The 21,161-nt window shown below is 65.1% G+C and carries 18 protein-coding genes, 1 tRNA gene and 1 pseudogene; 7 read left to right on the plus strand and 13 right to left on the minus strand.

Translation table 11 applies throughout. The features are described 5' to 3' along the window. Positions 1-25 precede the first annotated feature (25 nt). From trpG to trpD, 4 genes are read right to left on the minus strand one after another with little or no spacing between them, the layout of a single operon-like run. Positions 26-679: an anthranilate synthase component II gene (gene trpG, locus C446_RS00180; RefSeq protein ID WP_006671012.1), complete on the minus strand. Its 654-nt coding sequence runs from the start codon at positions 677-679 to the stop codon at positions 26-28. Beyond that, a complete protein-coding gene (trpE, locus tag C446_RS00185; protein WP_006671013.1) occupies positions 676-2,388 on the minus strand; it encodes an anthranilate synthase component I in 1,713 nt (570 codons plus the stop codon). Before trpE ends, trpG begins: the two co-directional genes overlap by 4 nt. Next, on the minus strand, positions 2,388-3,068 hold the full coding sequence (locus C446_RS00190; protein WP_006671014.1) for a phosphoribosylanthranilate isomerase: 681 nt from the start codon (positions 3,066-3,068) through the stop codon (positions 2,388-2,390). Before C446_RS00190 ends, trpE begins: the two co-directional genes overlap by 1 nt. Continuing rightward, on the minus strand, positions 3,065-4,096 hold the full coding sequence (trpD, locus tag C446_RS00195) for an anthranilate phosphoribosyltransferase (RefSeq protein ID WP_006671015.1): 1,032 nt from the start codon (positions 4,094-4,096) through the stop codon (positions 3,065-3,067). Before trpD ends, C446_RS00190 begins: the two co-directional genes overlap by 4 nt. Positions 4,097-4,281: 185 nt before the next feature. Here trpD and C446_RS00200 point away from each other — a divergent pair. Together C446_RS00200 and C446_RS20340 are read left to right on the plus strand one after the other, a co-directional pair. Further along, positions 4,282-4,356 (plus strand) — tRNA-Val (locus C446_RS00200). A gap of 101 nt (positions 4,357-4,457) precedes the next feature. After that, positions 4,458-4,672 (plus strand): annotated as a pseudogene (locus C446_RS20340) (zinc ribbon domain-containing protein); the annotation flags it as partial. Between the two features lie 552 nt (positions 4,673-5,224). Here the strand turns inward: C446_RS20340 and C446_RS00205 are convergent. From C446_RS00205 to C446_RS00235, 7 genes are all read right to left on the minus strand, one after another. Beyond that, positions 5,225-6,547 carry a DUF7405 family protein gene (locus tag C446_RS00205; RefSeq protein ID WP_006671016.1) on the minus strand — a complete coding sequence of 441 codons (1,323 nt, stop codon included), beginning with the start codon at positions 6,545-6,547 and terminating at the stop codon, positions 5,225-5,227. Between the two features lie 7 nt (positions 6,548-6,554). Continuing rightward, complete coding sequence (locus C446_RS00210) at positions 6,555-8,483, minus strand: hypothetical protein (RefSeq protein ID WP_006671017.1); 1,929 nt, start codon at positions 8,481-8,483, stop codon at positions 6,555-6,557. 268 nt (positions 8,484-8,751) lie between these two features. Further along, positions 8,752-9,561, minus strand: a complete 810-nt coding sequence (locus C446_RS00215) for a hypothetical protein (RefSeq protein WP_006671018.1) — start codon at positions 9,559-9,561, stop codon at positions 8,752-8,754. Positions 9,562-10,232: 671 nt separating this feature from the next. Next, entirely contained in the window at positions 10,233-11,270 is a 1,038-nt protein-coding gene (locus tag C446_RS00220; RefSeq protein ID WP_006671019.1) for a hypothetical protein, read from the minus strand. A 96-nt stretch (positions 11,271-11,366) separates the two neighbouring features. After that, positions 11,367-12,152 (minus strand): YihY/virulence factor BrkB family protein, encoded by a 786-nt coding sequence (locus C446_RS00225; protein WP_006671020.1) that lies wholly within the window; start codon positions 12,150-12,152, stop codon positions 11,367-11,369. 154 nt (positions 12,153-12,306) lie between these two features. Then, on the minus strand, positions 12,307-13,131 hold the full coding sequence (locus C446_RS00230) for a CAP domain-containing protein (protein WP_006671021.1): 825 nt from the start codon (positions 13,129-13,131) through the stop codon (positions 12,307-12,309). Positions 13,132-13,292: 161 nt separating this feature from the next. Continuing rightward, positions 13,293-13,640, minus strand: a complete 348-nt coding sequence (locus tag C446_RS00235; protein WP_006671022.1) for a lycopene cyclase domain-containing protein — start codon at positions 13,638-13,640, stop codon at positions 13,293-13,295. A gap of 112 nt (positions 13,641-13,752) precedes the next feature. On the opposite strand from C446_RS00235, the gene C446_RS00240 reads away from it, so the two are divergent. Then, positions 13,753-14,910 carry a CBS domain-containing protein gene (locus C446_RS00240; RefSeq protein WP_006671023.1) on the plus strand — a complete coding sequence of 386 codons (1,158 nt, stop codon included), beginning with the start codon at positions 13,753-13,755 and terminating at the stop codon, positions 14,908-14,910. Positions 14,911-15,077: 167 nt separating this feature from the next. On the opposite strand, the gene C446_RS00245 is transcribed toward C446_RS00240, so the two are convergent. Beyond that, positions 15,078-15,863 (minus strand): AAA family ATPase, encoded by a 786-nt coding sequence (locus C446_RS00245; protein WP_049919948.1) that lies wholly within the window; start codon positions 15,861-15,863, stop codon positions 15,078-15,080. A gap of 144 nt (positions 15,864-16,007) precedes the next feature. On the opposite strand from C446_RS00245, the gene C446_RS00250 reads away from it, so the two are divergent. Next, on the plus strand, positions 16,008-16,793 hold the full coding sequence (locus C446_RS00250) for a hypothetical protein (protein WP_049919949.1): 786 nt from the start codon (positions 16,008-16,010) through the stop codon (positions 16,791-16,793). 77 nt (positions 16,794-16,870) lie between these two features. Here the strand turns inward: C446_RS00250 and C446_RS00255 are convergent, their stop codons facing one another. Next, a complete protein-coding gene (locus tag C446_RS00255; protein WP_006671026.1) occupies positions 16,871-17,572 on the minus strand; it encodes a phosphatase PAP2 family protein in 702 nt (233 codons plus the stop codon). Positions 17,573-18,007: 435 nt separating this feature from the next. Between C446_RS00255 and aglF the strand changes: the two genes are divergently transcribed. From aglF to C446_RS00270, 3 genes are all read left to right on the plus strand, one after another. Continuing rightward, on the plus strand, positions 18,008-18,796 hold the full coding sequence (aglF, locus tag C446_RS00260) for a UTP--glucose-1-phosphate uridylyltransferase AglF (RefSeq protein WP_006671027.1): 789 nt from the start codon (positions 18,008-18,010) through the stop codon (positions 18,794-18,796). 141 nt (positions 18,797-18,937) lie between these two features. Next, a complete protein-coding gene (locus C446_RS00265; RefSeq protein WP_049919940.1) occupies positions 18,938-20,395 on the plus strand; it encodes a sugar transferase in 1,458 nt (485 codons plus the stop codon). Positions 20,396-20,545: 150 nt separating this feature from the next. Next, complete coding sequence (locus tag C446_RS00270) at positions 20,546-21,085, plus strand: DUF192 domain-containing protein (RefSeq protein WP_006671029.1); 540 nt, start codon at positions 20,546-20,548, stop codon at positions 21,083-21,085. The last annotated feature ends 76 nt before the right edge of the window (positions 21,086-21,161 follow it).

Below are 21,161 nucleotides of genomic sequence, written 5' to 3' on the forward strand. Positions count from 1 at the left end.
CTCCGAACCGGGTCGGTCTCCGTTCCTACACGGCCTCGAGGAAGTTCTCGATCACGTCGTGTCCGACGGCCGTGAGCACGCTCTCCGGATGGAACTGGACGGCTTCGATCGGGTGCTCGTGGTGGCGAATGCCCATGACGAGCGTCTCGGTCCCGTGCTCGGCGGTCGCCGTCACCGCGAAACAGTTCGGCACCTCGGTCGCCACCAGGGAGTGGTACCGACCGGCCCGAAAGCCCTGCTCGAGGCCGTCGAAGACGCCTGTCCCGTCGTGATCGACCGCCGACGCCTTGCCGTGGATCGGCTCCGGTGCGCGTCCGACGCTGCCGCCGTACTCGTAGACTGCCGCCTCGAGACCGAGACAGACGCCGAGGGTCGGGACCTCGGGGCTCACCTCCCGTAACACGTCCGTGCTGACGCCGACATCGCGATCGTTCTCCGGGTGGCCGGGGCCGGGACTGATGACGATCGCGTCGGGATCGACCGCACGCACGTCCGCGAGCGAGGCGCTGTTTTTCAGTACCTCGGTCTCGGTGTCGGGAAGCTGGCTGACGTACTCGACGAGGTTGTAGGTAAACGAGTCGTAGTTGTCGACGAACAGGACCCGTGTGACTTCTGCATCCGCGTCTTCGTCCCCGCTCGAGTCTTCGGTCGTCTCGTTCGTCTCGCTGGTCGCGCTCATCGGCTCACCTCCGGCGTCGGCTCGCGCTCGTCGGCCCCGCTCGAGTCGATGTCCTCTTCGATCGCCTCGAGCGCGGCCAGCACGCCGCCCATCTTCTTCTCGGTTTCTTCGTACTCCCGTTCGGGATCGCTGTCGGCGACCAGACCCGCGCCGGCCTGTACCGTGATGCGGTCCCGATCGCCCTCGTCTTCGACGGTTGCGGTCCGAATGACGATCGCGAAGTCCGCGTCGCCCGTCCAGGAGTAGTAGCCGACGCCGCCGCCGTACAGCCCTCGAGGTTCGGCCTCGAGGTCGTCGATGATCTCCATCGCACGGACCTTCGGCGCACCCGAGAGCGTCCCCGCGGGGAAGGCGGCCCTGATCGCGTCGAACGCATCGGGAGCCTTCGTCTCCCGGGCTGCCGAACGCGGTTCGGCAACGTCGGCGTCGGCCGCGAGCTGGCCCGTTACCGTCGACTCGATGTGCTGGACGTGGCTGTACTTGAGGACGTTCATAAACTCGTCGACCCGGACCGTGCCTGCCTCCGAAACGCGGCGCACGTCGTTGCGAGCCAGGTCGACCAACATCGTGTGTTCGGCACGCTCTTTCTCGTCGGCCAGCATCTCGCCCGCGAGCCGTCGGTCTTCGACGGGGCTGGTCCCCCGATCGCAGGTCCCGGCGATGGGGTTCGACATGACTTCTCGCCCGCGCACGGAGACCAGCGTTTCGGGGCTCGCGCCGACGACCGTCAGCTCGTCGTGCTCGAGCAGGTACATGTACGGCGAGGGGTTCACGTCCCGCATCGCCTCGTAGAACCCGAGGGGATCGACATCCCCGTACAGTTCCCGCTTTCGGGAGACGACGCCCTGATAGATGTCCCCGTCGAGGACGTGCTCTTTCGCTTTCCGGACGCTGTCCTCGTAGTCGGCTTTCGCGCCCGCGGTCTCGTCCTCGCGGACGAAGCCGCCGGTGTCGGGCTTCTCGGCTCCGTTCTCACGTAGCGTCTCCGCGACTGCGGCGGCCTCCGAACGGACCTCGTCGTAGACCGCGTCCGGGTCGTCGTCGGCCGCCAGAATCGGCGTGCAGACGAGCGAAACCGTCCCCTCGCGCTCGTCGAACGCGAGCGTCTTCGTCGTCAACACGAACTGCGCGTCCGGGAACCGCGAGTCGGGGCGCTCGATGCCGACTTCCTCGAGCCAGAGATCGTAGACGGCGTCGTAGGCGAGGAAACCGACGAGCCCGCCGGTCAACAGCTGGCGGTCGCGCTCGGGCGCGTTCTCGAGTCGAACGTCGGGCATGGCGGCCCGGAGTGTGTCGACTGTGTCGGCCGGCTCGTCGTCGGGCTCGAGCGACTCGAGGGGGGCATCCGCCGACAGCGCGTCGACGGTCGTCCCGTCCGGATCAACCGTGACCACGGCGTCGGGATCGTAGCCCACGTAGGAGAACCGCGCGTGGCGTTCGGCCCCCGCGGCGCTCGGCCGGAACGCGCCGTCCGGATCACTCGACGCCGTCTTTTCGGCGCTCTCGAGCAGGAAAGCGTAGGGCGATCGCTCGCGGTCGCTTCCCGGCGCACGGCCGGTTAGGGCGGCGTACGCCGACAGCGGCGTCGTCTCGACCTCGAGGGTGGCGACCGTGCGGACGACGACGGGTCGGTCGTCTTCCTCGTCGTCTCCGCCGGCCGTCACGTGCTCCCGGAACGCCTCCCGGTCGAGATCCAGTTCGAACGTCATTACGGTTCTGCCCTCCGATCGGTGGCTTCGGTCGTGGTGCCGTTCGCCACACGCTCGACGAACGACCGAACCGCTGTGGGGTCTTTTTCGCCCCCGGTTGCCTCCACGCCGCTCGCGACATCGACCGCGAAGGGCTCGACCGTCTTGACCGCCGCCGCGACGTTGTCGGGCTCGAGCCCGCCCGCGAGGATCAGCGGCGACGCGAGGTCTCGGGCGGCCGCACGCGTCCGCTCCCAGTCGTGGGTCTCGCCGGTACCGCCGCCGCCGTCCTCGTCGGCAGTGTCGACGACGAACCCGTCGACGACATCGTCGTACCTCGTTGCGGCGTCCGGCTCGTCCGCATCGACCGCATAGAGGACGGCCGCGTCGACTCGCGACCGCAGGTAGCCCAGATCACCCGGCGGGAACTCGCCGTGGAGCTGGACGGCGTCCGGCTCGACTCGGTCGACGAGTTCGATCGCGGCCCCGGGATCGTCGGGCATCGTCACGAGTACCGCAGTCACGAACGGTGGTGCGGCGGCGGCGAGGGCCGCTGCACGCTCGACCGAGACTTCTCGGGGGGTGTCGACCGGTACGTCACAGACGATGCCGACCGCGTCCGCTCCGGCATCAACCGCCGTCTCGAGATCCCGTTCGTTCGTCAGCCCGCAGATCTTGGTGCGGGTACGAGCGCCGCTCATCGTCGTGCCTCCGTATCGGTGTGGTCGGACGCTGTGGTCGCACACAACTGCTCGAGTTTCGCCGCGGCATCACCCTCCTCGATCGCCGCGCGGGCGATATCGGCTCCCGTCTCGAGAGTGTCGGCCTCGCCGGCGACGTAGATCGCTGCTCCCGCGTTCGCGAGGATGACGTCGCGTTTCGCCCCGGTCACGTCGCCCGCGACGATCCCACGGAGGTCCGCGGCGTTCTCCTCGGGCGTCCCGCCGGCGATATCCGCGATGTCGTGGTCTTCGAGCCCGAGGTCGGCGGGTTCGAGGGTGTACTCGTCGACCTCGTTTCCGGTGACCTCCGCAGCGACGGTCTCGCCGTGAATCGCGATTTCGTCGGTGCCCGCACCGTGGACGACCAGCGCCCGCTGGACGTCCATCCGCGCGAGCGCATCCGCGAGCACGGGAACGAGGTCCGGGTCGTAGACGCCGACGACCTGTGCGTCCGCACCCGCGGGGTTCGTCAGCGGACCGAGCACGTTGAACACGGTCCGCATCCCGAGTTCCTTGCGCGGGCCGATGACGGCCTTCATCGCCGGGTGAAAGACAGGTGCGAGCATGAAGCCGATGCCGTCCGCTTCGATCGCCGCTTCGACCGCCGGCGGTTCGGCTTCCACGTCGACGCCCGCGACCTCGAGTACGTCCGCACTGCCCGAGGAGGACGACACCGAGTAGTTCCCGTGTTTCGCGACGGGGACGCCAGCCCCTGCGGCGACGACCGCGCTCGTCGTCGAGACGTTGATCGTATCGTAGTCGTCCCCGCCCGTGCCACAGGTGTCGACGAGCGGCTCGCGGTCGGGCGAGATCGTCCGTGCCGCCTCGCGCATCCCCTCCGCGAAGCCGGCAATTTCGGCCTCGGTCTCGCCTTTCGCACGGAGCGCAGCCAGTAGCGCGCCGATCTGTGCCTCCGTCGCCTCTTCGAAGACCGCACTCGAGGCCGCTCGAGCGTCGGCCTGGCTCAGATCCTCGCCCTCGGTGACGCGTTCGACGTATTCCTGCATAGTGATCACCAATGTACGTAGTTGTCTTGTAATGCTCAAATCAGTACATGAACTTAAGGATGCCGGTGGTTCGACCCCGTGGTGATCACTCGCGTACGGCGGCCGATTCGAAACCTTCAACTACGGTGGCCAGCAACGAATGAGTGCAGACGACGTGGCGCGACGCGCCGCGGTGAAAGCCAGACGGGTTGGTGGTCTAGTCTGGTTATGACACCTCCTTGACATGGAGGAGGCCGGCAGTTCAAATCTGCCCCAACCCATTTCTGACGAATACAATACGACGAGCGCAGCCAGGAGTGCGCTCGTCGGAAGTTGTTACGGAAGTGCAAGGAGAAAGCCCCGCCCTTCAGGGCAGGGATGAATCCGACAGTTCATCACGTATAAAGCCGAACGCGCTGGTATCCGGGTCGGAGAGGTCGATGCATACCATACAGCCAGCGGTGTTCGGCGTGTGGTTCGATGGGAACACGTGATGGCGACCACTTTTTGTGTTCGGAGTGCGGCCGTGGACGCCACGCCGATCTGAACGCTTCAGCGAATATCGCACAACGGGAGGGAGAACCATGCACGGCCTAACACTTCGGGTGAGGCGAACCGTGCTACCTCGCTGGTTGAATAGCCAGTCGTCGTTGACGCCCGCTGTATGCGGGGCGGAAGGCCCCATTGACAGGGCTACACGCGCTGGAAAGCACGTCCTTGGTCACAACTGGACGGTGACCGTTGACGGCCCACGCGAAAGCGTACTTGAGGCCCGAGAAAACGCGCAACCTGAATATCCCCTTCGGGGAATCCTCGCCCTTTAGCGTGGGGAGGATGTCAAGGGTGATCTGAACCGAACGAGTCGTACTCGGGACGCGAACGAAGCGAGCGACCGGGTACGTCCCGACGTGGTTCACCTTTGTCGAGTGGAGTCCCCGTCCTCGAGGAGTCGTTCTCGTGATCCCGAAAATCTCCGATTTCGGACGACACCGCAACGAGCAAAGCGAGTGAGCAGCGTTAACGAGAGTGGACTCTCGTTTGCACATCGGAAGCTTCGCGTTCTGAGGACGCAGTAGGGCAGGGGAAAAATCCGCCCCAACCCTTTTTTCGCGCTTCAGCCGGTGTCAGGTATCCCCGTCCGACAGCGGTTCACGCGCCGGGATCGGGCCTCGGCAGCGCCCGCCGTGAACGCGGTGGAACCAGATAGCTCCCCCAGCGTCGGAGCCTGAGATACTGCAGGATGCCGTTGCTTCCGCGCGGCCCGAGCCCGTACTGGCGAAAGTCGTCCCCGACCATCGCCTCCCGCGCGCGGACGAACTCCGACATGTCCCGCTGAAGACAGACGAAGTGCAGCCCACAGGTGTCGCCGTCGGTCGTGTTCACGTCCCGCCGGAGCAACACCGGGTCCCCGTCTTCACGGGCTCGAGCGACCTTTTGTGCGTGACCGACGACACCGCGTTCGCGCGCGTCGTCGTGTGCGTCGTCGACGGTCGCCGCGACGCCAGGGTCACGCCCGAGGCGTTCGCCGTACTCACCGACCGCGTTTCGTTCGGCGTGGTCCGGGCTGAACAGTCGCGCGACGCGTTGCTCGTGATCGCTCTCCTCGAACCAGACCTCGAGGTCGAGTTCGAGGGTCTCGAAATGCTGGGTCGAGCCGCCGGCAAAGGGACCGTCACGGATCGTCACTCGGTCCTCGGTCGCCTGGCTCTCCCGAAAGCCGGCTCGAAAGCCCATAAAAAAGGGTGCCTCTTCGGGAACCGGCTCGCTCTCCGGAATGCCGTCGAGACCGTGCTGTCGCTCGGCCGGCAGCCCCGGACCGACGAATCCAGTTCGACGTCCCCTCCGCTCGAAGACGCCCCCGAGCGACGCCGACGGCGAGTGGCCGTTGAGTTGCTCGCGTTCGCCAAACAGCGTTTCCTCCGCGGCGAGCACCACGGCGGGGTCGTCGCTCGCGAGGTGCAACAGGGCGTCGTTCGTATCGACCGTCACGTCACTGGCAGCGGCGAGTACGGTGATCGGATCGGGGTTCGGAAGGTCGACGGCGGCGTCGAGTTCCGCCTCGAACCGATCGAAGTACGCCGGCGTATAGCCCAGCGTAAAGACGAGTCCGTCGCCGCTCCACTCGAGGGCCCGTTCGACTGCCCGCAGTGCCGCCCTTACGGTCCCGCGAGCCCCAGCCACCGGGTCGCTCCCGCTCGAGAGCGACAGGCTCAGAAAGACGTGATGTGCGGGCGGGACGACGTTCCCGGCGTCGTCGGTCTTCAGAACGTCGTTCCAGGCGTGCTGTCGATCCGGGAGCGATTCGGGGTCCGAAACGCCCTCGGGAGCGTTCACCGATGTCCGGTCGCTGTTTTCGAGACACGCTGCGAGTGCGCCACTCCCGCCGGCTGCGACCGCCTTACGGGAGAAGGCTCGCCGGGAGAGGTCCGTCGTCGACCTCGAGTCCGTGTGGTCGTCGGTCGGTGGTGACATCTCGATCTCAGTAGCCGGATAGTTCCAGTTGCGCCGTCGTCGCGAAGTTCGTCACTCCCGACGGGTACGGCATCTGATTCGTCGCGCCGGTCAGTAGGAGCCAGACGACGAGTCGCTCTCCCTGAATCGGCTGACCGTCGACGTACTGGGCTGGGTGATACAGCTCCGAGGGCGTCCCTTCGTCGTACAGTCGGTGGGCCTGAGACTCCCCTGGACCGATCTCCTCTGGGTCTCGGCGCACGACGACGAGTTCCAGATCGTCCCGGAGCGGCACGTCGATCGTCTCGGTCCCGTCCGGGTTACTGAACCGGGCGATCGTTCCGGCGTCGCCCTCGAGGTAGAACTCCTCGTCGGGTTCGGTCCACTCTTCGCCGTCGAACAGTTCCACTGCCGCGCCGTCGTCGGTCCCGGGAGTGATATCGAGTGCCTGGGTCGACGTGTAGTGTTGAATGACCGGCTCCTCGTAGGACCCGGCTTCGTCGTAGCTCTCGGCGTCTTCGTCGCGTCGTTGCTGGAAGTGAGTCATAAATCCCGGGCCGGTCCGGCGGAACGTCGGCGCGAACACGCCGTCCGCGTAGAACTCGTAGGCGATGTCGTAGTTGTACGGCCCGAAGCGAACACCGGAGTGAAAGTCGATGCTCTCCTGGCCGATCGCACTGGGGTGGTAGTGCGTTTTTAACTGGAAGCCCGGCGGCGTATCACCACGGGCAGGGAACTCGAGTCGGCCGAGTAATCCGGGGCCGCCGACCTCCTCGCTGTGGATGTCCCAGAAGAGCAGGTCGCCGTTGAATACGGTATCGTCGTCGGGGAAGTACCACTCGCGGGTGTTTCGACCGTCTCGTGGAGGCAAGTAGTACGCCGTGTACGTGATCGGGGAGTTCATCGCCTCGAAGACGGGGCTCCCGTTGTACGACGCCGAGACGGTCACGCCTTGCACCTCCGAGTGTTCCCAGTCGATCGACCACCCGTCCCGCTCGAACGACTCGTCCGGGCGCTCGATGCGGTGGTAGCCGTCGTTTGCCGTATAGTACGGACGCTGTTCCGCCGGCACGTCCGGAACGGCCTCGAGCACCGATTCCGGAGCCGGATCGATGCTCTCGGCGATCTCGTAGAGCGGGTACACGACGGCGTGGTCGAGGACCGCAACGTCGACGATTTCGGGGTTTTCCGGGTCCGTCCCGTCGACGAACGCACTGATAATTCGGAGATCGCCGTCGTCTTTCACGTGCATGACGGCCGTCGATCCGTTCCCGTGACGGAGATCCGCCTGACCGATACCGGCATACCCTCCGGCAGCACCTTTCCACGACGGATACCACTCCCGATCGCTCATATCCCCGAAAGCGTCCTGGACCGCTTCGGTCCGATGGATACCTTGCCCGATCGCCATCTGGTAGGGGGTTTGGGTCACCGTCCACGAGACGTCCTGGGGCTCGGTCATCTCGAGTGCGACGAGCTCGTCGCGGTGGCGGTCGACGAGTCCGTAGATCGTTCGTCGATTCTCCGCCGTCACCTCGAACTCGGCTTCGTCGCCGTCGGGAAAGCCGGTCTCTCGAACGTGTAGCGAGGTCGGGCCCTGGATGCTGATCGTCTCCAGGTGGTTCGTGAGGACTTCGTACGCTTCGAAGCCGCCGATCCAGTCGCTGACAACGTCGTTGACTGCTGGATCGGTCAACAGCGTTTCGATCGCCCGTCGCTTCCGATACGTGTGGATTCGCTCGTAGGTATCCGCCTCGAACTGCCGAACGGAAGCGAAGTCGGCCGTCTCCAGTCTGAGAGCGGGAATGTCGGGTGCTTCAGGCTCGCCGTTAGGTTCAGAATTGCCTGCCTGATCGCCGCTTTGGCCGAAACCGCTACAGCCTGCGGCGGTGGCGATACCACCGGTGGCCGCGGCTACTTTCAGATATCTTCGGCGAGAGCAGAATTCGTCGGCCATTACGACAGCGGTATGATGTCATACTATAGTAATCTTTGGCAGCGTTTCAAAACGAGATGGAGCGTCGCATCCGTCCCAGCGACTGCACACGAACTCTCGAGTGGGGATGGAGCTAGCGACGGCACGCGGAAAACGAGCACCGTGTCCGTGTTTCCCGGAGTGTACACGGGGACACGCAGCTGGGGAGCGGGTTAGTCGGCTCCGAAGACGGTCCGTGCGGGAACTGGACCGTCGTGTGCTCGAGTGAGCAGTCCGGCTGTGGCTGCCGTTAGCCGGTGTTACCGTCGGTGGCTTCAGACTCACCGTCTTCACCGTCGTCGCCATCGTCGCTCGAATCGCCGACGGCGAACCCACCGTCACCACCGTCGCCACCGTCGCCACCGACGGCGAGTGCATCGCCGCCGTCGGCATCGGTATCACCGTCCTCGGAAATCGCTTCCCCGCCGGGGCCGCCGGCAGCAGCGGCGTCACCGCCATCACCGCCATCGCCGCCGTGGGCTGGCCCACCGACGGCGAGACCGCCGTCACCACCGTCACCGCCGTCGCCACCGATAGCGTACGCGTTGCCGCCGCTGGCATCGGCGTCGCCGGCGTCCGATAGTGCGACACCGCCGGGGCCGCCTGCGGCTGCGGCGCTACCGCCGTCGCCACCGTCACCGCCGTAAGCGGTGCCACCGACTGCAATGCCGCCGTCACCGCCATTACCGCCGTCGCCACCGGCTGCGAGTGCATCGCCGCCGCTAGCGTTTGCGTCGCGGTCGCTGTCGTTACTGGCTGCGAATCCGCCGTCGCCACCTGCGGCTGCGGCGTCGCCGCCGTCGCCGCCGTCACCGCCGTCGGCCGAGCCGCCGACCGCGATCCCGCCGCTTCCGCCGTTCGTTCCGTCAGCGGAGCCACCGACGACGACGCCGCCGTCGTCGCCGTCGCCGTCGATAGCGAGGCGATCGTCGGTTACCGTGATCCCTTCTATGCTGTTCTCGACTCCGTGCTCGTCCGCTGTAGCTGCTCCTGCACCGACGAGTACCAGACACCCCACTGCTACCGCGACCGTAATCGTGATCGTGAGTGCGCGAGTCATGGTCGTGAACGGGGAACGCTCGAGACCGACGCGACCCTATCGGACCGATGGAGACGTCTCTCACGGCGGTAGACGTCGTCTCCGAGCTGCTCCCCGATAGAGTGTGTCACCGCTTTCACTCTTAAATCGGGCCCACGGTTACGATCGGAGCCGGTTATTTATTCCACGAAACCGGTCCCGGACTATACCCGTAGAAGTAATCCGGCACTTCCGCTGCGTCTCGAGACGTGGCTCGAACAGTCGTCTCGCTAGCTGTTTCTCGAGGCCACTATCGTACTGTCCGGGAGATCCGAAACTGACTGCTAGGCAACACGGTGAGCGGAGCAACGTCTGTCGACGGTGGATTCCATTCAGCCCCGCTCTATAGCGTTCGTCGAGGCGATCATCTCACATCAAATACCATAAATCCGAATCAATAACGGTTCAACACTACGCGAGCAGACTATTCCCCGCTCGGTACGAGGATCGGAACACGACTCTGCTGGCAGCTTCTCCCTCCCCCGGGTCGGTCGTGCTCACGGCAGGACGTGGCCGATCCGGTGTGAATCTCGGCCCTGGTAGGACATCGATGGCTACGCCGAACGTCGCCGCGTGTGCTCACAACGACCCTCGGCCGGACGCTGTGTACGGATCGCGCTCGTCGGGTGAGCAGGACTCGACGGCCGTCCGGCTCAGCCCGAGAAGAGACGTTTGATCCGGCCGAAAAGACCCGAACCGCCGTCATCGTCTTCAATCTCGGCCGAGTCGCCCGTCCCCGAGTCGCCGTCGTTCGGATCGATCGAACCTGCAAGCGGGCCGTCCGCGCCGTCGGTCGACGATCCGCCGACGCCGGTCTCGATGTCGTCCATCGAGAGGTCGACCTCGCCGATATCGGGTGTCGAGTCCCGGCCCTCGCCGGCCTCGGCCGCGCGGACGTCCGCACCGCTTACCTCGCCGCCTTCGAGGCGGGCGGCGAGTTCGTCGGGGTCCCTGGAGGGGTCGGGTGCAGCGTCAGTATCGTCGCCGGTCCCGGCGTCGCTCTCGCGATCGGCGTCGGGTTTCGTGGAGGGGGCGTCGTCGGAGCCGTCGAGCGACCCTCCGCCCGACTCGGCAAGCGAGGCTGCTGCGGCATCGATCTCTGGCCCGTCACCGTCGCCGGGCGTCGCGTCGTCGTCCGGTGGGTTCGACACGTCGCTGCCTTCCGGTGTCGTCGGTTCGGTTTCGCCGTTGCAATCGTCGCTGCCGGTTTCGTCCGTGCCAGCGTCGTCGCTTCCGGCGTCGTCGGTCTCCCTCTCGTCGTTTCTGTCGGTCTCCCTCACGTCGTCGACGTCGTCGACTCTCGCGTCCGATTCCAACCGTGAGGTTCCGCTCGCACTTTCGTCCGCGTCCGTCCCCACACCCGCGTCCGGTTCTTCGCTCGGTTCATGGCTCGCGCCCGATGCCGTGTTGGACTCCCCACTCGAGTCCGCTTCAGTCCCGGTCTCGTCCGTGGAGTGTCCCTGCGACGTGGTCTCGGCTTCCGTCTCCGTCTTCGTCTCCTGTTCCGGCTCCGTCTCCGTCTCTTCGTCCCCGATCGACTCGAGAATGTCGTCGACGCTCTCTTCGGCAACGACGCGCTGGGGACCGCCGCCGGTTTCGATTCCGCCAGCTAGCGTCCCCTGGTCGTCTTCGGCTTCCTCGCCGTCCCCGTCACCCCCGTCGTCCGTCGCTCGCTCTCGATCGTTGCTCATTGTGTGTGAGAGGTGGGCGCGACACCATAACCTTTCTCCCACGCTATCGGGTCGATCAAGAAACGACCGGTCCGTCACCGCGTCGATCCGATCGAATCACGCCTCGGCCAGCGCCGGTCGGGATCGCACGACGTTGATCACGGCCCCGAGAAGGATGATGATCCCGGCGAAGTAGAGCCAGGTAACGAAGAGGATCACGGCCCCGACGGCTCCGTAGGCCTGGTAGCGACCGGCGTTGGCGGCGTAAATCTGGAACCCGACCTGCAGGATCGTCCAGCCGACCGCGGCGACGACCGTACCCGGTAGCACCTCGAGCACGCCGACCGAGATCGGCGGGAGAACGTAGTAGAGCGGTAGAAAGACGAGCACGAGTCCGAGCAACAGCGCCACCCAGCTCAGCAGCCCCACGAACGGCACGTGGTCCGCGGCGATCCCTAGAACGGTTCCGATCACGACCATCAGGGCGAGCGCCCCGGTCCCCGCGACGATCACGACGAGGCCGTCGCGGAGTTCGTCCACCAGAGACGTTTCGACCGCCTCGTCGTAGAGCAGATCGAACGCCGTACTGAGGCCTCGAAACACCTTGAGCGCACCCCAGCCCCCGACCGCGAGCGCGACGATCGTCGCCTGTGTGCGCCCGGTCTCGGCCGCCAACGCCTCGGTAATAAGTTCCTCACCGGCCTCCGGAAGGAAATCACCCGCGACCAGGACCAACCGCTCGGCGGCTTGCTCGCCGCCGAGCAGCGAGCCCACGACGAGCGCGAGCAACACGAGCGGGATCAGCGAGACGAACGCGTAGTAGGCAAACGCCGCCGCGAGGAGGGTAATGTCGCGATCGCTCGCCGTTCGATAGATCGCGACGAGCGTGTCCCGGAGGTCCATGGTGGTCGTTCGACGAGAGCGGCCAAGAGTGTGACAGTTCGTTGCAGCTGGTGGACTCTCGCCCTCACTCCCAAGAGCGAGGCGAGGGAGAAAGCGAGGACGATGACGAGGGCGGGGGCGAGGCCGAGCAATCCTGCCGGTAACACATCGCCTGTCACAGCGTGTAACAGAAGTTGTGCGATGCATAGACCGCACCATCGTCGTCGACGTAGATTCCGACGCCGCCACGGTCCCAGCCGTGGGAGGCGTGCTCCTCGAGGATCGCTTCCCGGTGTTCGGTGGAGTTCATCCACTGGTCGACCAGCCCGCTCGCGACGTGTTCCGCGGTCCGGTATTCGACGACATCGCCGTTTCCGGGCTCGTCGACGGGACGATCGACCCACGTCAGTGCGATGTTCTCGCCGTAGGCGCGACAGTAGTCGTCGACGTCGGTGAACCGGTCGTACGGCCCCTCCCCGTCCGGGTTCGTATGCGCGAAGTAATTGCGGTCAGCCATGTCGTAGCTGTGGGCCCGCGCGACCGACGCGATAGTACCGTCCCACTCGATCGGCTCGAGGTCGTGTTCGGCCCGGCGGTCGTTGACTTCCGCGTGAACGAAGTCCTCCACCGCCTCGGAGGAAATCGTCTCCACGTCCGTCTCGTAACTCGATTCGCCGGGATCGTCCGGGTCCGTCTCGTCGACGTCACGCTCGCCGGCTGGTGGCGGTTCGGCGCTCGGGCTCGGCCCGTCGACGACCTCGATCTCGTCGGCGCTCTCGAGGTCGTCGATCGTCTCGAGCACTGTCGGCCCCACGAGGAGGCCTCCGAGGACGACGGTGCCGACGAGAAGAAGGACGAACCCGAGGGTAAACAGCGAACGCAGGAGCGCGCGATTCCGAGGGCCCGGAGCAGCCGCCGCTCTCGTACGGCTCGTCTCGTCGGCAGCGGATGCTCGTTCCCGCTTTCGCGTTTGCTCCTGATCCCGTCCCGGACTCGCCATCGTCGAAACGTGGGCTCTCCCCGACTATGATATCGACGGTCGCTTGCAGGCGTTGAGAGTCCCCCGACCGTGAGACGCGTCGACGGCGTCCGATCTCGAGGGGCTGTGTCGGTTCACAGAAGAATCGAGGCGGATGCCACGGGGCTTGACCCCGAGGCAATTTACAGCCGGGGTTTCTCGAGTGAGGGATCACCGTCGTCGCTTTCCTCCCCGAAAATCGTCTCGTGGAAGCCGATCACCAGCCCCGGCACGACCGCCATGAAAAGGTGCTCCTCGAGGGGGATGCCGGCCACGTCGATCCCGGTCCGGAGCTTGATGTCGAAGACGCCCACCGAGAGCGTGTATCGGTCCCAGACGTACGCGATCGGATACAGCGCGAGGATCGTCACCGCGGCCTTGCGGAGCGCGTTCTGTCGACGGAGCAGAACTACCGCGATCGTTCCCCAGAACAGTTCGGTTGCCAGATACGTGTACCGGCCGAAAACGCTGATATCGGGTTTCGGTGCCATCCGTGACTGGCCGACGTTACCAGAGTCTCGCCAAAGAGTCTCAGCGTTCCGGACGCGTCTGGGAACAGGCAATATCTTCAAAACCCCGGCGGCAGTACACCTACCCGGAACGATGAATATCGCTGATATCGCCACCCAGGATTACATCGAAGTCGACGTCGGCACGCGCATGGGGAAGGTCCGTTCTACGTTCGAGAACGGCGGCCCCAAGGGAATTATCGTCACTAACGACGGGGAATACGAGGGCGTCATCAGCGAGCGGGAAGTCCTCCAGTCTCACGTCGAAGACGACGCGAAAGTCTCCGCCCTGATCAAACCGAGCCGAAACGACCCCTCCCCGAAAGTCGACCGGGAAGAAGACGTCCGGGAGACCGCCCGCCTGCTGATCGAGAGCAACTCGAAGGTCGCCCCCGTCTTCGAGAACGGTGATCTCTGGGGGGTCATCAGCGACGAGGCCATTCTCGAGGCCGTCCTCGACAACCTCGATACGCTGACTGTCGAAGACATCTACACGTCGGAATCGGTGACGATTCAGGAAGACGACGGCGTCGGAAAGGCGATCAACCTCCTCCGCGAGCACGGAATCTCTCGGCTGCCGGTTCTCAACGAGAACGGCTACCTCTCCGGAGTCGTGACGACCTACGACATCGCGGACTTCGCGATCCGAAAGAACGAGACGACCACGACCGGCGACCGCGTCGGCGACTCCCAGCGTCTGCTCGATGTGCCGGTCTACGACATTATGAACAGCCCGGTCGAGACGATCACACGTGAAGCGACCGCGAAGGACGCCGTCGAGCGGATGCTCGATCAGGACTACGCTGGACTGATGGTCACGCCCGAAGACGACGACCGCGTCGTCATCGGCGTCGTCACCAAGACCGACGTCCTGCGGGCGCTGACGTTCACCGAAAAAGAGCGAATGGACGTCCAGATCACGAACGTTTCCCTGCTCGATACGATCTCCCGCGAATCCGTCCACGAGAGCATCGAAGAGGTGTCGGACAAGTACGCCGACATGCAGGTGCTGCACGCCCACGTCCGCTTCAAAGAGCACAAGGAGAAACTCCGGGGCACGCCGCTGATCCACTGCCAGGTCCGCCTGCGTACGAACAAGGGCCAGGTCGCCGGTACCGGCGAGGGCTACGGTGCCGAGAACGCCTTCCGGGTCGCCCTGGACAAACTCGAGCGCAACGTCCTCGAGGTCAAGGGCATCACGAGCGACGAGGAGTACCGCGGCCAGCTGCTGCGGAAACTAAACGAGCTGTAACGCGGCACGGTCGTAGCGGGTTCGTCGATGTCGGCACCGACCTCGACCTCGACCTCAATCTCAGTCCCGGCCCCGATTTCTCTCTTGACTTCGATCTCGAGCCCGCTTGATTCGATCGTGGCTCGAGCGGCCGATCGCTCGCTTTCGACTCGTTTTCGACCAGCCGCTCAGAACCGCTGACTCTCGTCCGTGCCCTCGAGGCCGCTGTCCGTAATCCGGAACTGGGTCGTTTCACCCGCCGGCTTCGAGCGGTGTTTCTCGAGCGTTGCACGGCGGTTACCGCCGCGAAACCGCTCGAGTCGGAGGACGACTCCTGTCCAGTGCTCGAGGGTATTCCCACCGAGCGCGCGCGTTCGGTCGGAGTCGGGATCGGCGAACACCTGGTTCGTGAGTACGACCGCGAGGTCGTGTTTCCGGGCCAGCGAGAGAAGGTGGGTGACCTGCCGAGCGACCCGCCGCAACGCCTCGCCCTCGTCGCCGTCGCCGGTGCGCTCGAGACGGTAGAAGCCGGTCGCGCTGTCGAGGACGATCAGGTCGGCGCGCTCGGCGAACTCCTCGGCGTCGCGGACGGCCTCGGCCTGTTCTTCGAAGTCGACGGCGTCCTCGATGACGATCCGTGACGCGACATCTTCGACCGTGAGGTCGTCAGCAGCGGCGTTCGAGGTGTCGCGTTGCTCGAGCAGCTCGGGTTCGGTATCGGTCGCTTTCGTGCCGGTGTTGCCGTTCGCCCGCGCGGACAACAACTGCTCGAAGCGGTCGACCGACACCCCCTCCGTGTCGATGTAGACGACCGTCCCGCCGTCGGCGGCCGTCTCGACTGCCGCCGAGAGCGCGAGGTTCGTCTTCCCCGCGGCCGGCGGGCCGTACAGCTGCGTGACCGTCCCGCGCTCGAACCCCCCGCCGAGCAGGTCGTCGACCGGGTCACAGCCGGTCGGAATCGCCTCGTCGTTCACGGTCGGAGTTCGAACGGTCGGCGCAAAAACCCCCCGGAACCGGCCGGGGACCACCGCTTTCGTCTCGACTGGGGGCTCGTGGTGTGTCCGTGTCGACCGTTCCGTCCGGATACGTTTATTCGGTCGCGGGGCGAACTGGGTGGCGTGATCGTCGTCGCAACGTCGGACTTCGAAGTGTACCACGGCGTCGTCAACGAGCTACGGGACCGCGGAACGACGTTTACGACCGTCGAGCCGGGCGACCCGCTCCCCGAGGGGACGGCCGTCGTCGTCACCGCGGCCGACCACGCCGACGAGTTCGCAGACGTTACCACGATCGTCGCTGACCCCGACGCCCCGCGGCGGGCGGTCGACCAGGCGATGACTGCGGTCCGTGGCAACGGCGGCCGGACCATCGTCGGCGTCGATCCGGGTCGCAAACCAGGTATCGCCGTCCTCGCTGGCGAGATGGTCGTCGCCGCCTTCCAGGTCCCGCTGGCCGACGCCGTCGACGTCATCCAGCGGGAGGTCAGCGAGGCCGCCAACCCGGTCGTCCGAATCGGCGATGGCTCCCGACTCCAGGGGGCGAAGCTCGTCAACGATCTCGAGGACGTCAGGGTCGAACTCGTCGACGAGACCGGAACGACCCCCTATCTCGGAACCGGCGGACGTGGGATGGAGGACGTGCTCGCGGCGGTAAACATCGCCCGACTCGAGGGTGAAGTCGTCGATGCCCGCGAGATCGAACCCACGGCGGGGGAACTCCAGGTGATCAAGGATCGCTCCCGGGAGCAAAGCGAAACCAACCGCGCGATCGACGATGTCCTCGCGCGACGGGTCGCCGCGGGCGAGTTGACGATCGAGGAGGCGCTTGCGAAACACCGGGACGATAACGGCGACGACGAAGCTGGTGACGGGACGGCCGGCGACGGGTCAGATGATCCAGAGTGAAACGAGCATCGGTCACCGACAGCAGCGAACGACTCGAAAGACGGCGGTTTCGCTCCCCAGTAACGAAACGAGTACGCTCAACTCGAGACCGACACCCACAGCTCCCGGACGGTCGGTCGGGTGATGATCCACCAGGCGACGGCCCCGCCGAGACAGCCGACGAACGCCAGCCACCCGTCCGTGCTACCGCCGGTGACCACGAGTGCGACGGTACCAAGCACCGCCGCGCCCACGAACGCGTTCGACGGCTCTCCGTCGGTGAGTTTCGCCGCGAGTAGCAGGTAACCGACGCCGAAGCCAACCGAGGCGATCACGTCGACGAGGAAGTGGACCCCAAGCGCCAGTCGGGAGAACGCGACGACCGCGATCGGACCTGCAGCGAGGGCGAGACGTTTGCGTCGCGTCGAGCGCGTGGTCCACAGCGCGAGGCTGGTCCAGAGTATCGTCGCAGCCATCGTGTGACCGCTCGGGAAGCCTTCGCTCTCCCGGGGGACGGCCTGCAGCGATTCCGGCGGCCGGGGGAGACCGAAGGCGGTCTTGAGCGTGAGGGTGAGCGCGAGCCCGCCGAGGACGACTGCCAGGATAAACGCCGTCCGGTCGGTGATGAGCCGATCGTCTCCCCGGCGGAACGATCGGTACGCGTCGAGAGAGGCGAGTGCCAGGAGGACGCCACCGACGAGGAACTCGTCACCCAGCAGCGCCGTGAACTCGAAGACCCGGACGGACCACTCCGGAAGCGTTTCGCGGAGCAGTTCGGTGACGCCGACGCCTCGAGTCATGGGTATCGGTTCGGGGACGTTAGGGGGTGGTGCGGGTATCGTCTCATCAGCGTCTGGCGTAGGTCTTCTCCGCGTTCATCTTCTGCCTTTCCGTCCGAGTCTAGCACTAGCACTAGCACTCTCCGGTCGACCTAGAGAAAGACCCCAGTTCACTCGCCGAACCGTTTCTCGAGGATCGTAATCGTCTTTTCGTATTTGCGGGCTGGAATCGCTCGGTAGGTTCGAGAAATCGATGGGTTCGAACCCACACACCCCGTCGACGTCACCTGACCGAAACGCCGACCGACTCTCCTGGTTTGGCTGTCGATCGCCGTTGGGTTGGATTCGAAGCGAGTCGAGAGTCCGACACCGAGTCCCGAGTAAAGTACACGTACGCGTCGATATCCGGCAGTTAAAGGGCGCAGCTATTTATCCTGGCTCGGACTGTCGATGCACATGCAAGCTGTCGTCTTATCGGCTGGCAAGGGAACCCGCCTTCGGCCGCTCACGGAAGAGAAGCCGAAAGTGCTCGTCGAGGTAGACGGCCGTCCGATCCTCGAGGACGTGTTCGACAACCTCCTCGAGATCGGTGCCGACGAGCTGATCGTGGTCGTCGGCTACCTGAAAGAGCAGATCATGGATCGGTACGGGGACTCCTACAAGGGAGTCCCGATCACCTACGCCCACCAGCGCGAGCAACTGGGGCTGGCTCACGCGATCTTACAGGTCGAACCGTACGTCGATGACGATTTCGTGCTGTTGCTCGGGGACAACGTCTTTCGGGCGAACCTCGCGGACGTGGTCAACCGTCAACGGGAGCAACGGGCCGACGCCGCCTTTCTGGTCGAGCAAGTGCCCGAGGAGGAAGCCTCCCGGTACGGGGTCCTCGATACCAACGAGTACGGGGAGATCGTCGAGGTCGTGGAGAAACCGGAGGAGCCACCCTCCAACCTGGTGATGACCGGTTTCTACACGTTCACGCCGGCGATCTTCCACGCCTGTCACCTCGTCCAGCAAAGCGACCGCGGCGAGTACGAACTGCCGGACGCGATCGACCTGTTGATCCAGTCGGGCCGGACGATCGACGCGATCCGTATGGAGGGATGGCGCGTCGATGTCGGGTATCCCGAGGATCGCGACCGCGCGGCGGAACGCCTACGGACCGAGTCGGGCCGAATCGTCGGGCCGAAACAGGAGACGGAACCGCCAGAGGTCGAACAGTCCCCCGAGTCGACGACGGATTGACCTCGCGGGGACGCATCGTGGTTCGTCGCCCCGGGTCGATGGTCCCCCGGGGTCAAGCCCACCCTCGAGTGAGATGGGACACTGTAACCGGGCCGTTCGTTCACCAAACTTATGACTCTGCTCCCCCCTGTACCCTACCAGATGCTTACCGGGTGGCGGTACCGTCTCGTTGCGTTCGCCGGCACGGTCGGGATAGTCGTGCTGGCGGTGTTGCTCTCGAACCACCCGGTCCCACAGGAGTTGTTCACCAGTCACGTCCCGCTTTTCGACCGGCTCGATCCCCAGGTGCTCGAGGGGCGGTCGCTCGGCTGGGCGCTGCTTTTGAGCGTCGCCTTCGTCGGGGCCGCACTGTTCCCGCTGTACAAACCACAGCCACGGCGCGTGCTGGACGTGGTCTTCCTCGCGCAAAAGCGCGTGCTCGTCGGCGGACTCGCCCTTGCTGCCCTGGGCTATTTCAAGTGGTCACACCGGCTCCCACGGCAGACGCTCGTCATGGTCGTCGGGGTACTCGCGATCACACTCCCCGCCTGGTTCGTCTGGATCCGGCGACGGCCACAGAACGGTGAGGGACGGACGCTCATCGTCGGCGACGACCTGGCACAGATCGACCGGATCGCGCCGGCGATCGACGCGCCCGTTTTGGGCTATCTCTGCCCCTCGATCGTCGCTGGCGTCGACGATCAGGACGGTCCCGACCTGGCGACCGACGGTGGGACCGCGCTGGAGTACGACGGCTCCGAAGCGGTGGCGTCGGCGACGCAGGACATCGATCAACTCGGGTCGCTCGAGCGGCTCGGCGGCCTCTCGCGGCTCGAGGACGTACTCGTCGAGTACGACGTCGACACCGTCGTCCTGGCGTTTCGGGAAGCGGACCGCGCGGAGTTTTTCGGCGCACTAGACGCCTGTCACGAGCACGGTGTCGCGGCCAAAGTCCACCGGGAGTACGCCGACAGCGTCCTGGTCTCGGAAAGCGACGTCGGTGAGTTGGTCGATGTCGATCTCGAGCCGTGGGACCCCCTCGACCACCTGGGAAAGCGGCTGTTCGACGTCGTGTTTGCGACGGTTGGACTGGTCGTGTTCGCGCCGTTGATGCTCGTGATCGCCGTCGCGATCACGTTGGACAGTCCCGGCCCCGTGCTGTACAGCCAGGACCGGACCGCCGGCTTCGGCGAGACGTTCCCGGTGTACAAGTTCCGATCGATGGTGCCAGAGGGCGAGTCGGTAACGCCGACCGAAGACGAGGCAAACGATCGGATCACGCGGGTCGGCCGCGTGTTGCGCCGGACGCATTTAGACGAGTTGCCCCAGTTGTGGTCGATCTTCGTCGGCGACATGAGCGTCGTCGGACCGCGGGCCGCGTGGACCGAAGAGGAACTACTGCTCGAGCAGGACGCCCCGGCCTGGCGCAAGCGCTGGTTCGTCAAGCCCGGACTGACCGGGTTGGCACAGATCAACGACGCGAAGAGTACGAACCCGAACGCCAAACTGCGCTACGACCTCGAGTACATCCGACAGCAGTCGTTCTGGCTGGACGTCAAAATCGTCATTCGACAGATATGGGGCGTGCTCGAGGACGTGATAGCGATGGTTCGTCGGTGACACAGTTGCCGTCGTGTTTCGATCAGAGCCAACCGTTCTCTTTTCTTTCGCGGATACGCGAAGAGTGAAACTTGGAACTTGGCTCTCGATGAGACTCATCACGGCCGTCACAAACGCTTTTGCGTCGCGTAGTGGTTCCTCAGTATTGGTATGGACGCTTCGGGATCGCTCCGATCCGACCGGCGAACCGTGTTGACGGGCATCGCGACGAGTCTTGGCATCGCTACTCTCGGGGGATGTACTGGAACGTTCGCCGGAGACGGCGAGACAGCAGACGATACATCGCAGGAGGTCCATCCGGAGCACGAGACGACGGACGTCCAGGTGACGGACAGTGAGGGAGATGTCTCGGGAGAGGTAATGGCGGCGATCGCGGACACGTCGGACCTCCAACGGACCGGATTGAGCGAGACCGACGAGTTACCTCCGGATCGGGGGATGCTCTTCGTCTACGACGAGATGCAAGAACTCACGTTTACGATGCCAGACATGGACTTCGCCATCGACATCATCTTTGCCGACGCCGACCGGACGATCACGAGCATCTATCGGGCCCGCGCACCCGGCCCCGACGAGGACGGGTCCGAGCAAGTCTACTTCGACACGGGACAGTACGTCCTGGAGGTCGTCTACGAGTGGACCGCCGAACACGGTGTTCAGACGGGTGACGTGCTCGAGTTCGAATTGTGAGCCCGCCTGGCTGGTGGTGAGCGCGATCGGCAACGGAGTACACGGCTACTCACAGTTTTTATCTTGATTCGGCCGG

This window comes from Halobiforma nitratireducens JCM 10879 (assembly GCF_000337895.1).
In the GTDB taxonomy this organism is placed as follows: Archaea; Halobacteriota; Halobacteria; order Halobacteriales; family Natrialbaceae; genus Natronobacterium; species Natronobacterium nitratireducens.

Bases quoted from the DNA above. Each gene is read 5' to 3' on its own strand.
- C446_RS00205 (WP_006671016.1), bottom strand. From the start codon at position 6,547: ATGTCACCACCGACCGACGACCACACGGACTCGAGGTCGACGACGGAC.
- C446_RS00255 (WP_006671026.1), bottom strand. From the start codon at position 17,572: ATGACTCGAGGCGTCGGCGTCACCGAACTGCTCCGCGAAACGCTTCCG.
- C446_RS00215 (WP_006671018.1), bottom strand. From the start codon at position 9,561: ATGACTCGCGCACTCACGATCACGATTACGGTCGCGGTAGCAGTGGGG.
- aglF (WP_006671027.1), top strand. From the start codon at position 18,008: ATGCAAGCTGTCGTCTTATCGGCTGGCAAGGGAACCCGCCTTCGGCCG.
- C446_RS00235 (WP_006671022.1), bottom strand. From the start codon at position 13,640: ATGGCACCGAAACCCGATATCAGCGTTTTCGGCCGGTACACGTATCTG.
- C446_RS00210 (WP_006671017.1), bottom strand. From the start codon at position 8,483: ATGGCCGACGAATTCTGCTCTCGCCGAAGATATCTGAAAGTAGCCGCG.
- trpD (WP_006671015.1), bottom strand. From the start codon at position 4,096: ATGCAGGAATACGTCGAACGCGTCACCGAGGGCGAGGATCTGAGCCAG.
- C446_RS00230 (WP_006671021.1), bottom strand. From the start codon at position 13,131: ATGGCGAGTCCGGGACGGGATCAGGAGCAAACGCGAAAGCGGGAACGA.
- trpE (WP_006671013.1), bottom strand. From the start codon at position 2,388: ATGACGTTCGAACTGGATCTCGACCGGGAGGCGTTCCGGGAGCACGTG.
- C446_RS00225 (WP_006671020.1), bottom strand. From the start codon at position 12,152: ATGGACCTCCGGGACACGCTCGTCGCGATCTATCGAACGGCGAGCGAT.
- trpG (WP_006671012.1), bottom strand. From the start codon at position 679: ATGAGCGCGACCAGCGAGACGAACGAGACGACCGAAGACTCGAGCGGG.
- C446_RS00220 (WP_006671019.1), bottom strand. From the start codon at position 11,270: ATGAGCAACGATCGAGAGCGAGCGACGGACGACGGGGGTGACGGGGAC.
- C446_RS00190 (WP_006671014.1), bottom strand. From the start codon at position 3,068: ATGAGCGGCGCTCGTACCCGCACCAAGATCTGCGGGCTGACGAACGAA.
- C446_RS00240 (WP_006671023.1), top strand. From the start codon at position 13,753: ATGAATATCGCTGATATCGCCACCCAGGATTACATCGAAGTCGACGTC.
- C446_RS00265 (WP_049919940.1), top strand. From the start codon at position 18,938: ATGCTTACCGGGTGGCGGTACCGTCTCGTTGCGTTCGCCGGCACGGTC.
- C446_RS00270 (WP_006671029.1), top strand. From the start codon at position 20,546: ATGGACGCTTCGGGATCGCTCCGATCCGACCGGCGAACCGTGTTGACG.